Consider the following 12,153-nt stretch of genomic DNA (forward strand, 5'->3'; position numbering starts at 1 on the left):
ATTGATTGGCTGCTTTTTATAACAGGTAGGTGATTACAAGTGTTGAAGAAAAGAGATATTAAATCTTTGTTTAATATATGGTCTGTTTTGAGCTTTATTATTGTCTTGCTAGTTTTAATTCCTAATCTTAATATTTTGCTAAATATCTTTAAACCAGTAAATGAAAATTGGCAACATATAAAGGAATATCTGCTAAAAGACTATATAATAAGTTCAACTATTTTAGTTTTATTTACAGGTGTTTTTTCCATTTTTATGGGCTTGATACCAGCTTGGTTTGTTACCCAATATAATTTTCCTGGACGTGATTTTTTCAACTGGGGATTAATTTTGCCTTTAGCTATTCCACCTTATATTGGTGCCTATACATATACTGGTTTATTAAATTATACAGGAGTTATACAGACATTTTTACGAGATAATGGTATAGAATTAAACCAAGCTTATTTTGATATAATGACAATAGAAGGTGCAATCTTTATTTATACAATCTTTTTGTTTCCTTATGTTTATATTTTAACAAGGTCATTTTTAGCAAAGCAGTCCGCTTCTTTAATAGAATCAGCTAGAACTTTAGGCAGAAGTCCTTTTGAGATTTTTTGGCATGTAGTGTTACCAATTTCTAGAGGAGCTATTGTTGCCGGAGTGAGTTTAGTAATCTTAGAGGTTTTGAATGATTATGGAGTTGTCAAATATTTTGGTATTTCAACCTTTAGTACTGCTATCTTTAGGACTTGGTTTGCAATGGGAGATTTAAATTCGGCAGTCAAACTATCGGCTTTATTGATGTTATTTGTTTTTACTGTTTTATTAATTGAGAAGTTTTCACGGGGCGGGAGAAGATTTAGTTACAGTACTACGAAAGTAAGGCCTGTTTCTCGTCAGAAATTATCTGGGGTAAAGGCTTATTTAATTTCGGGGTTTTGTTCCTTAATCTTTAGTATTGGTTTTTTAGTACCTACATTGCAATTATTACATTGGAGCTGGTTAAGCTATGCTGAAATACTAGATTTGGAGTTTATTGTTTTTACCCTTAATTCTTTATCTGTTGCTTTATTTTCTTCCGCTTTGATTATTGTTCTAGCAGTAATTATTGCTAATACTGCTAGAATTAATGATAATATACTATCTAAGTTATACGCAAAGATTGCTTTACTTGGTTATTCAATTCCTGGGGCAGTCATAGCTGTTGGGATTTTATTATTTTTTATAATTTTAGATAATGCCTTGAACACTGTATTAAGATCAAGTATAATAATGCTTATTTTTGCTTATGTAATAAGGTTTTTAGGTATTGGTTATAACTCTGTTGAATCAGGATTTGATAAAGTTGGTGACAGTTTCTTTGAAGCATCACGTACCCTTGGTAGAGGAATTACTGAAACTTTTTTTAAAGTCGATTTCCCTATGATTAAGCCAGCAGTAATTAGTGGGTTTTTACTTGTTTTAATTGAAGTATTAAAGGAACTCCCTCTGACTTTAATTTTAAGACCTTTTAATTTTGATACATTGGCTAGTAAAGCTTTTGAATATGCAGGGAATGAAATGATACATGAGGCTGCTTTATCATCTATAATTATAATATTAATTTGTGGAATTGCTATCTATTATATTCACAAATTAGGAGGCAAGGAGGATAAAGATGTTCGTTGAGATTGAAAATTTAAATTTTAAATATAAAAATTCAGCAGAAGACATTCTAAATGATTTTACCTTTAGTGTAAAAGAGGGAGATATAGTCTGTATCTTAGGAGAAAGTGGGAGTGGGAAAAGTACTGTATTAAGATTAATATCTGGACTTGAGGAACCTAATCAAGGAACTATAAAGATCAATAATGATATTGTGGTTAATGATAATAATTTTGTTTCTCCTGAAGAAAGAGAAGTAGGTATGGTATTTCAGGATTATGCTTTATTTCCACATATGACAGTAGCAGAGAATATATTATTTGGTGTAAAAGGTAAAAGTAAAGAATATAAAAAGAAAAAATTGGCTGAAGTGTTGAAATTGATTGGCTTAGAAGAGCTAAAAAATAGATATCCCCATCAAATTAGTGGGGGACAGCAACAGAGGGTAGCTCTAGCTCGAGCATTAACAATTGGCCCTTCTTTGATAGTGATGGATGAACCTTTTAGTAGTCTTGATGCAAATCTCCAATCTAAAATCAGAGAAGAGTTAAGAAAGATCATTAAAAGAACAGGAATAACTTCCATTTTTGTTTCTCATGATAAAGAAGATGCTATAAGTATAGCAGATAAAATAGTAGTTTTAAAAGATGGGCGAATAGTTCAACAAGGTGATTCGCAAGAGTTGATTTCCAATCCAACTTCTGATTATGTAGCTGGTCTTTTCAAATAATATCTACTACACTATATGATTTTTTCTTAACTAGTTGACTTGAAGTTACTGGAATTTATGATTGGTATAAATTTTATATTTTTTAGTTATTTACCACCCTCTTTGATGAACACTTTTCTAAAAAAATTAATATTATGTATTGAATCAAATAAAGGAGGGGGGATAAAGAATGGCTTTTGATGACAACTATGCATTTGTTGTATTCTTGATTTTGATTCTGTTAATATTAGGTGGAGAAAATTACTAAAGTCTTATAAGTAAACCTCCTGGTTTAAACCAGGAGGTTTTTGTTAATTAACCTAACATTTTTTCTAAATCTTCTTGTGGGTCTCCGATAGTCTGTAAATTAAAGTTATCTTGTAATACTTCTACTACATTTTCTGATAAGAATTCTGGAACACTTGGGCCAACATGAATATCTTGAATTCCTAAGTTAAATAGCCCTAATAAAATAGCTACAGCTTTTTGCTCAAACCAAGATAGAACAATACTTAACGGTAATTCATTTACTTCACAGTCAAATGCTTCAGCTAATGCTAGAGCAATCTTAACTGCAGAGCCAGAGTTATTACATTGACCTAAATCAATATAACGTGGGATATCTGTACCTGGTACAGTACCATAATCAACATCATTAAATCTGAATTTACCACAAGAAGTAGTTAAAAGAACACAGTCTTTTGGTAAAGAAGTTGCTAATTCCCGATAATAGTCTCTACCTTTAGTTGGTGCATCGCAACCAGCAATAACAAAGAAACGACTGATTTTACCTTCTTTAACTGCTTCAACAATTTGAGGTGCGATTCCTAATACTGTTTGGTGATGGAAACCAGTAGTTAATGTTTCATCAGATTCCTTATTTGCTGCTGGTAATTCTAATGCTTTTTCAATTAATGGTGTAAAATCATCATTTTCAATCTTAGTAGCCTTTTCTAATCCAGCAGTACCATAGGTAAAGAATCTATCAGCATAATCGCCTTTGATTGGCATTAGACAATTAGTAGTTCCTAAAATTGCTCCTGGGAATTCTGCGAATAGCTGTCGTTGGTCAAACCATGCTTTACCAACATTCCCTTTTAAGTGCTCATATTTATTTAATTCTGGATAACCATGAGCTGGTAACATTTCAGAGTGAGTATAGACATTAATTCCTTTACCTTCTGTCTGTTTTAGTAACTCTTCTAAAGCATATAAATTGTGTCCAGTTACTAAAATACACTTTCCTTCTACTTTATTTTGAGAAACTTCAACTGGTTCAGGAACTCCTAAGCTATCTGTATGAGCTTGATCTAATAGATCCATTACTCGAGTAGTAGCTTCTCCAACTTTCATAGCCATTTCAATATGTTCATCTAAATTAAAGTTAGAATTAGTTAATGTAGTATATAAAGCTTCTTGAGTAATTTTATCTACTTCATCATCACTATAGCCTAATTCTCGTGCGTGAGTAGCATAAGCAGCTACTCCTTTTAAACCATAAATAATTGTATCTTGTAAACTAGCAATATTAGGATCTTTACCACAGACTCCAAATTTAGTACATCCTCCGTCAGGAGTTTGTTCACATTGATAACAGAACATTTCATTATTTTGTTCTACAGTACCATCTTCATTCTTAAAAATACCAAACATAATTATTCCTCCTTGTTTAATTGGTTTTAACTTCACTGTTTAAATCATACCTTACTACTCTGTTTTCTTCTGTGAGTTAGCTCACGTAAGTTAAAAAAATAAATTTTTATTAATAGTAGTTCATCTAGTAGCATAATTATCATAGTAGAAAGCTGATATAGGGGGTAATATAGATGGCTAAAGGAAATATTAGTAATTATTTCCCTGGTGGAAATACATGCCAAGGGTTTTATTCATTTTATGACTATCTTCCTGATGGGGCAGAATTGATATTTGTAATTAAGGGTGGGCCTGGGACAGGTAAGTCTACCTTTATGAAGACTATAGGTCAAGAGTTTGTTGAAGAAGGCTATGATATAGAATTCCATTGGTGTTCTTCAGATAGTGGATCGCTTGATGGATTAGTTATTCGTGATTTAAAAGTTGCTTTATTAGATGGTACTGCTCCTCATTTAATAGATCCCGAGTATCCAGGAGCTGTAGAAGAAATTATTAACTTAGGTCGTTATTGGGATAGAACTATCTTAGAACAATATAAAGAGCAGATTGTTACTTTAAATGATGTTATTTGGAAATTATTTGATCGGGCCTATGCTTACTTACAGGAAGCAAAATTAATTCATGACCGCTGGGAAGATTATTATTTAGAGGGGATGGATTTTCAGCAGGCCAATCAAAAGACAGAAGAATTAATTGATGAAATTGTAGGTGAGTGGGAGTTAACAGATAGTTTAGGCAAAGAGAGACATCTTTTTGCTAGTGCTTTTACTCCAAGTGGTGTGATTGATTACTTTAAGGAAATAACAGCTGATTTAGAAACTCGATATATTGTTAAAGGGAGACCTGGAACAGGTAAATCAACTATGACTAAAAAAGTTGCTAAAGCTATTAGAGAAAAAGGATTTGCAGTTAATTACTTCCACTGCTCTTTTGATCCAGATAGTGTAGATATGATTACTGTACCAGAACTTAGTGTAGCTTTAGTTGATGGGACTGCTCCTCATATTGTTGATCCAGTAAGTGAGACTAGAGATGAAGCAATTGATATGTTAGAGTGTGTAGACCCTCAAATCGTAGATTTAAATCGAGAACAGATAGAAGATACTAAAAAGCAGTATAAAAAAGTTATTGATGATGCTACAGTGCAGTTAAGAAAAGCGAAGAAGCTACATGATGAATTAGAAGAATATTATATTGAAGCTATGGATTTCTCTGCTATTGATAAAAGATGTGACAAGGTCATTAAAAGAATCAAAGATTGGGCAGATATTAAAGGTTATTTATAATAATTAAGTTAATTAAAGGCGTCCTTAGGACGTCTTTTTTTATTTTTTGGAAAATGATAACGAATATCATTTTCTTGCATATGATATATTGAGTTATAGATGAGGTTGATACTTAATATCAAGATTGAATAGGAGGGAAAAATATGTGTGGTATAGCAGGTTGGATAGATTGGGAAAGAGATTTAACGAGGCAAAGAAATGTTTTAGAGCAAATGCAAGAGACTATGAAATTGCGCGGGCCAAACGAGAGTGGAGAATGGATTAGGGAAGATGTAGGATTGGTTCATCGCAGATTAATTGTAATTGATCCTGAAGGTGGTCAGCAACCAATGATTAAGAAGAAAAATGGTAATACTTATGTTATGGTTTATAATGGTGAACTATATAATTCTTCTGAATTACGTAAGAAACTAAAGCAACATGGTTATAGTTTCCAAGGGCATTCTGATACAGAAGTTTTATTAACTTCTTATATTAAATGGGGTGAAGAATGTGTTAAGCATTTAAATGGAATTTATGCCTTTGGTATTTGGGATGTGGGTAGAAAAAAACTATATATGGCTCGGGATAGAATTGGAGTTAAACCTTTGTTTTATTCTCGCTTTGGCTCTAGTCTGGTTTTTGCTTCTGAGTTAAAGTCATTATTGGCCCATCCTAAAATAGAAGCAAAGATTGGCCGGGAAGGATTAGCTGAAATTTTGGCTATTGGCCCAGGTAGAACACCAGGGCATGGTGTTTTTAAAGGAATTGAAGAGCTTAAACCAGGCTATTATTTAGTCTATGACCAGCATGGTCTATGCAAGGAAAAATATTGGGAATTAGAAAGTAAGCCTCATCAAGATAGTACAGAAGAGACAATTAAGAAGGTGCGAGAATTATTTGTTGATACTGTTCAACGCCAGTTAGTATCTGATGTACCAATCTGTACTTTGTTATCTGGTGGTCTTGATTCTAGTGCTATTACAGCAGTGGCTAGTAATGCCCTACAAGAAGCTGAAAAGGGCCAACTTCATAGCTATTCTGTAGATTATGAAGGAAATGATGAACATTTTGAAGCAAATGAATTCCAGCCAGATCCTGATAGTAAGTGGATTGGCTTAATGTCTGATTATGCTAGCACCAAGCATCATGATATAGTACTACCTAATTCTCAGTTAGTTGAAGCTTTAAAAGAAGGAGTCTATGCCCGTGATTTACCAGGTATGGCTGATATAGATGTATCTCTCTATCTCTTTTGTAAAAAAATTGAGCAGGACTTTACAGTGGCAGTGTCGGGAGAATGTGCTGATGAAATATTTGGAGGTTATCCATGGTACCATAGAGCAGAAGCACTACAAGCTAATACTTTCCCCTGGTCTCGAAGAATAGATGATAGATTGCAGATCTTTGATTCTGAGTTGCTTAAAGAGGTTAAACCAAGTAAATATTTAGATCAAAGATATCAAGAGGCATTAGATGAAGTCCCTCGTTTACCAGGTGAGGATGCAAAAAATGCTAAGATGAGAGAAATGTTCTACCTTAATTTAACCCGCTGGATGCCAGTTTTATTAGATCGAAAAGATCGAATGAGTATGTATACTAGTTTAGAAGTTCGAGTTCCATTCTGTGATCACCGTTTAGTAGAGTATGTTTGGAATATTCCCTGGGAGATGAAAAACTATGGAGGAATGAGAAAAGGAATCTTAAGAGCTGCTCTTAAAGGTTTGTTGCCTGAAGATATAAGAACTAGACCTAAGAATCCTTATCCTAAGACCTTTGATCCAGCATACTTTGAAGCTACAAGAAGTTGGTTATTAGATATATTAAATAATCCTAATGCTCCATTACATGATTTAATTGACCAGGATACAGTACGACAATTTACTAAAGTAGACCAGGATTTTGATATTCCCTGGTTTGGGCAGTTAATGAGGTTACCTCAGTTATTTGCTTATTTAATTCAAATTAATATTTGGCTAGAAGAATATAATATTCAGATTTTATTTTAAATTACCCCATTTAATAATTAGATAAGCTGTTGTTAAACCAAAAATTAAATTTTGGATAAAAACTTGTATTCTAGTTGTAATATCATAAGGCGTTATCTGAACTCCTCCTAAGTTAAAAATAATGCTAGATATCCCATCACTTCGTGTTAACTTTATGAAAGATAAATAAATATAAATTGAAAAAGGTTGACATTTCGTAATAAGTAACATATACTTAACACATAGTTAACATATGGATAACACAAAATCTGACTTTAGAGGTGATAATAATGTGTTACATTATTAAAAATGGAAATGTCACTACTAGTAATGGAAGTCATAAAGGTAGTGTAGCTGTTAAAGATGGACAGATTATTAAAAGCTGTGATTATATTGAGGCTCCAAAAGTAAGAGTAATTGATGCCTCTAAGATGGTTTCAGGTAGCATTGTAAATTGGTTTACTAGTTTATAATTAATATAATTTCATTATAAGGAAGGGGATTTAAAATGAGAAGTAGAGTAGTATTATTGACAATGATCATAGTCTTATCTTTATCAACAGTAGGGTGGGCAGCTGAACCGACAGCAAAGAGCAATGCAGTAGCAATTGATACAATGTGGACTTTATTAGCAGCATTTTTAGTATTTTTTATGCAGGCTGGTTTTGCTATGGTAGAGTCTGGTTTCACTCGAGCTAAGAACGCAGGAAATATTATTATGAAGAACTTAATGGACTTTTCTTTAGGATCTTTGATTTATTGGATTTGTGGTTTTGCCTTTATGTTTGGAGCAGGTAATACATTTATAGGGACTAATGGATTTTTTTTAAGTGGCAGTTTTGAGCACTTAGGATTGAGTATTCCCTTATCGGCTTATTGGATTTTCCAAGCTGTATTTGCAGCTACAGCAGCAACAATTGTATCAGGAGCAATGGCTGAAAGAACTAAGTATAGTGGATATTTAATTTATAGTGCTGTAATTACTGGAATTATTTATCCTGTAGTAGGTCACTGGATTTGGGGTGGTGGCTGGTTATCAGGTATGGTTGATTTTGCTGGTTCAACAGTTGTTCACTCTGTAGGTGGTTGGGCAGCTCTAGCAGGGGCTCTTGTTTTAGGGCCAAGAATTGGGAAGTATAATGAGGATGGTTCTATTAATGCTATGCCAGGTCATAACTTATTAATGGCTGCTTTAGGTGTCTTTATTTTATGGTTTGGCTGGTTTGGATTTAACCCAGGTAGTACAGTAGCAGGAACAGATCTAAGTATTGCTTCGATTGCAGTAACTACTAATTTATCTGCAGCAGCAGGTGCTACTTTGGCAATGATTACAAGTTGGTTTAAGTATGGTAAAGCTGATGTAAGTATGACATTAAATGGTGCTTTAGCAGGATTAGTTGGTATTACTGCTGGATGTGCTGCAGTAAATAATTATGGAGCAGTAGCTATTGGAGCATTATCAGGAGTATTAATTGTTTTTGCTGTTGAATTTATTGATCACTTGCATATTGATGACCCAGTTGGGGCGGTAGCAGTACACGGTGTTTGTGGATCATTTGGTACTATGTTAGTTGGTTTCTTTGCTACTGAAGGTGGTTTATTATATGGTGGTGGAGCAGCTTTATTAATGACTCAGATTAAAGGTGTAGTTGTAGTAGCAATTTGGACTTTTGTAACGGCATATATCTTGTTTAGAACTATTGATGCAGTTATAGGCTTAAGAGTATCTCGAGAAGAAGAGTTAGAAGGATTAGATATTACTGAACACGGTTCTGTATCTTATCCAGATTTTGTGCCATTACACTGGAAGAGTGTTAAAGTGGAGAATGGAACTAAGAGTGAATAGATTATAAACTAATTATGCGGGAGGAGATGAGCATGAAGAAGGTAGAGTGTATTATTAGGCCTACTAAATTAGAAGAGTTAATAGTCGCTGTTGAAGAGTTAGGAATTAATGGTATGAATATTACACAAATTGCTGGTTACGGAAAGCAAAGAGGGAAAAAAGATGTTTATCGTGGTGTAGAATATGAGGTTAAGTTAAAAGAAAAATTAAAAGTAGAGATGGTAATTGCAAAAGATAAGGTTGATGATTTAATAGATGTTATTATTGAGACGACTCGAACTGATGAAGTCGGTGATGGTAAAATTTTCGTTTATTCTATTGAGGAAACAGTTAGAATTAGAACTGGTGAGCGTGGTCAAAAAGCAATTTAAATCATCGCCGGGGGATATCCTCCGGCGATTTTAATTACCCTTCAACTTTACTCCAATGAAAGAAGTAAATTGGAATTACTAATACTAAAAAAGTTAAAGATTCAGTTAATTCTATAATAAACCTTCTTCTTCTTCTGTAATCTTCTCTTTTTTTCTCTTCTTGTTTTTCTTTTTTTACTAATTTAGTTATTTCTTTATCTGATAGATTAGGGTATTCTTTGTGATAGTGTAAATTTTTTTCAATTAAAGGGTGAGGTTTTATATGTTGTGGTGGATAAATAAAGTCTATTACTGCATTAACTAAAGAAGTAGTAGAAAAGATAAAGATAATAATACAAATTAAACAGATACCGTAAAAGTAGCCATTTCTAAAATTAATATCTACCATTAAATTTTATCTCCTTTCTCTAAGAAAATCATATACTATGATTAGTTTAAATACAATAGCAATTGTTAACTAAAATAAGAATAATAGACAAGTAATTAGGAAATTATAGTAAAGAAGGAGTTGAAATAATGAAGCAAATAAAAGATGAAGATAAATCAGTTTTTAACTATGTTTTTAGTTGGCAAGTTGAATTTGCTCTAGTTTTAATTATAATTTCAGCTGTTTTGTATTTTATTCATTTTCAAATATTTGAAGATCTACACCATATTTTAATATTCTTAGTTGAAGATATTGCCTTTATACCCATAGAGGTTTTATTAGTAACATTAATTATTCATCGTTTATTAGATGAAAGAGAAAAAGAAGTTAAAATGAAGAAATTAAATATGATCATTGGAACGTTTTACAGTGAGGTTGGGAATCAGTTAATTTCACATTTTTTGCTCTTTGATTCTAACTTTAAAGCTAAACAAAGTATACTTCAAGTAGATGATGAGTGGACCAAAGAAAAATTTTTAAAAGCTACTAATAAATTGGTAGATAAAAAATTCATCTTGGAGACAAATGTAACTGATTGTCATGATCTTGTAAATTTAAAGAAGTTTCTATCAGAAGAAAAAACTTTTTTACTTCATTTATTAGATAACCCAAATCTCATTGAACATGATACATTTACTGACTTATTATGGGCAGTTTTTCATTTGACAGAAGAATTGATGTATAGAAGTGATTTGCAAAATCTTTCTGATGAGGATAAGGATCATATATTAAAAGATATAGAGCGGGCTTATATTGAATTAGTTAAACAGTGGCTACTTTATATGCGACATCTACAAGAAGATTATCCATACTTATTTTCACTAGCTGTTAGAACTAACCCTTTTAATCCTGAGGCAACTGTAGAATTTGAATAAATAAAATTATTGAATAATTATTCTTTGTATTGTATAATTATTAGAAAGGAGGGGATAAAAATGGAGAATTTACTTACAATTAAAGATTTAAGTTTAGCTGATATAAAAGAATTACTTATGATTACAGAAAAGTTAAAGCAAGAAAAAGACAGAGAATTATATCTTAAAGGAAAGAGTTTAGGTATGATTTTTGCTAAGTCATCAACTCGAACTAGAGTATCTTTTGAAACAGGGATCTATCAATTAGGGGGCCAAGGGATTTTTCTAAGTTCTCAGGATATTCAATTAGGGCGTGGGGAATCAATAGCAGATACTGCTAAAGTATTAAGTCGTTATATAGATGGAGTCATGATTCGTACATTTGATCAACATGAAGTAGAAAAATTAGCTACTGCTAGTTCTATTCCTATAATTAACGGTTTAACAGATAAATATCATCCGTGTCAAGCTTTAGCAGATTTATTTACTATCAAAGAGAAAAAAGGGAAACTAAATGAATTAAAACTAGCTTATGTTGGTGATGGTAATAATATGGCTCATTCTTTGTTATTGGCAGCTACTAAAGTAGGAATGGATATTGCAGTTGCTACTCCTCAGGACTATGCTCCTCAAAACGAGGTTGTCAAAATTGCTAAAAGATTTGCTCAGCAAAATGGTAGTCAAGTTGAACTATTAACAGATGTTAAGGAGGCAGCCAAGAGTGCGGACGTAATTTATACAGATGTATGGGCTAGTATGGGAGATGAGGATGAAGCTGAAGAAAGAAAATTAAAATTTGCTGATTATCAGGTTAACCAAGAAATTATGGACTTAGCTAATGAAGAAGTTATTTTTATGCATTGTCTTCCGGCTCATCGTGGTGAAGAAGTAACAGCAGATGTAATTGATAGTCGACAATCAGTTGTTTTTGATCAGGCTGAAAATAGATTGCATTTGCAAAAAGGAGTAATGGTTAAGCTAATGGCCTAAGGACATGAATTTTCATGTCCTTATTTCATAGAATCTTATAATTTTCTTAATAATTTCTTAATAATTAAAGTGTATACTATAAATGTAAAAGTAGAAATAAATCAATTGAGAGTGGTTTAAAGAGGAGTGATTAGAATGCATGGTATGATGAGAGGTTGGGGTTTTCCAATGCGGGGTTCTTTTGGTGGTGGATTTTTAGGAGGTGAGATGATTATGATGGGAATTTTCTGGATTGTAATTATCGTTGGAGCATTTTATTTAATTAATAAGTCAAATAATCCTGTTAATAATAGGTCAAGAATAGGTACAACACCAGAAGATGATGCTTTAAAAATTGCTAGACGACGTTATGCTAAAGGAGAGATAAGTAAGGCAGAATTTGAAGAAATAAAGGAAGAGTTACAATAATAGATTAAGAAGA

The 12,153-nt window shown here is 32.5% G+C and carries 12 protein-coding genes; 10 read left to right on the forward strand and 2 right to left on the reverse strand.

Annotated features, from left to right (window positions below; translation table 11 throughout):
* Window positions 1-39: 39 nt before the first annotated feature.
* Window positions 40-1,653 carry an ABC transporter permease gene (locus HALHA_RS03950; RefSeq protein ID WP_015326502.1) on the forward strand — a complete coding sequence of 538 codons (1,614 nt, stop codon included), beginning with the start codon at window positions 40-42 and terminating at the stop codon, window positions 1,651-1,653.
* On the forward strand, window positions 1,643-2,359 hold the full coding sequence (locus HALHA_RS03955; protein WP_015326503.1) for an ABC transporter ATP-binding protein: 717 nt from the start codon (window positions 1,643-1,645) through the stop codon (window positions 2,357-2,359). The genes HALHA_RS03950 and HALHA_RS03955 overlap by 11 nt, the downstream gene beginning before the upstream one ends.
* A gap of 294 nt (window positions 2,360-2,653) precedes the next feature.
* Here the strand turns inward: HALHA_RS03955 and hcp are convergent, their stop codons facing one another.
* Entirely contained in the window at window positions 2,654-3,991 is a 1,338-nt protein-coding gene (gene hcp / locus HALHA_RS03960; RefSeq protein ID WP_015326504.1) for a hydroxylamine reductase, read from the reverse strand.
* Window positions 3,992-4,164: 173 nt separating this feature from the next.
* Between hcp and HALHA_RS03965 the strand changes: the two genes are divergently transcribed.
* From HALHA_RS03965 to HALHA_RS03990, 5 genes are all read left to right on the forward strand, one after another.
* The gene (locus HALHA_RS03965) at window positions 4,165-5,277 is read left to right on the forward strand and encodes a PRK06851 family protein (RefSeq protein ID WP_015326505.1); all 1,113 of its coding nucleotides are present in this window, start codon (window positions 4,165-4,167) and stop codon (window positions 5,275-5,277) included.
* A gap of 143 nt (window positions 5,278-5,420) precedes the next feature.
* Complete coding sequence (gene asnB / locus HALHA_RS03970; protein WP_015326506.1) at window positions 5,421-7,265, forward strand: asparagine synthase (glutamine-hydrolyzing); 1,845 nt, start codon at window positions 5,421-5,423, stop codon at window positions 7,263-7,265.
* A 269-nt stretch (window positions 7,266-7,534) separates the two neighbouring features.
* A complete protein-coding gene (locus HALHA_RS03980; RefSeq protein WP_015326507.1) occupies window positions 7,535-7,717 on the forward strand; it encodes a hypothetical protein in 183 nt (60 codons plus the stop codon).
* A gap of 35 nt (window positions 7,718-7,752) precedes the next feature.
* Entirely contained in the window at window positions 7,753-9,090 is a 1,338-nt protein-coding gene (locus HALHA_RS03985; RefSeq protein ID WP_015326508.1) for an ammonium transporter, read from the forward strand.
* A gap of 32 nt (window positions 9,091-9,122) precedes the next feature.
* Window positions 9,123-9,461, forward strand: coding sequence for a P-II family nitrogen regulator (locus tag HALHA_RS03990; RefSeq protein WP_015326509.1), 339 nt, complete (start codon window positions 9,123-9,125; stop codon window positions 9,459-9,461).
* A 34-nt stretch (window positions 9,462-9,495) separates the two neighbouring features.
* Here HALHA_RS03990 and HALHA_RS03995 read toward each other — a convergent pair whose 3' ends face one another.
* Window positions 9,496-9,849, reverse strand: a complete 354-nt coding sequence (locus HALHA_RS03995; RefSeq protein ID WP_015326510.1) for a hypothetical protein — start codon at window positions 9,847-9,849, stop codon at window positions 9,496-9,498.
* 128 nt (window positions 9,850-9,977) lie between these two features.
* Here HALHA_RS03995 and HALHA_RS04000 point away from each other — a divergent pair, with 128 nt between their 5' ends.
* From HALHA_RS04000 to HALHA_RS04010, 3 genes are all read left to right on the forward strand, one after another.
* Entirely contained in the window at window positions 9,978-10,763 is a 786-nt protein-coding gene (locus HALHA_RS04000; protein WP_015326511.1) for a hypothetical protein, read from the forward strand.
* Window positions 10,764-10,823: 60 nt separating this feature from the next.
* The gene (gene argF, locus HALHA_RS04005; RefSeq protein ID WP_015326512.1) at window positions 10,824-11,732 is read left to right on the forward strand and encodes an ornithine carbamoyltransferase; all 909 of its coding nucleotides are present in this window, start codon (window positions 10,824-10,826) and stop codon (window positions 11,730-11,732) included.
* 135 nt (window positions 11,733-11,867) lie between these two features.
* A complete protein-coding gene (locus HALHA_RS04010) occupies window positions 11,868-12,140 on the forward strand; it encodes an SHOCT domain-containing protein (RefSeq protein WP_015326513.1) in 273 nt (90 codons plus the stop codon).
* The last annotated feature ends 13 nt before the right edge of the window (window positions 12,141-12,153 follow it).

Source organism: Halobacteroides halobius DSM 5150 (genome assembly GCF_000328625.1).
GTDB classification, from domain to species: domain Bacteria; phylum Bacillota; class Halanaerobiia; order Halobacteroidales; family Halobacteroidaceae; genus Halobacteroides; species Halobacteroides halobius.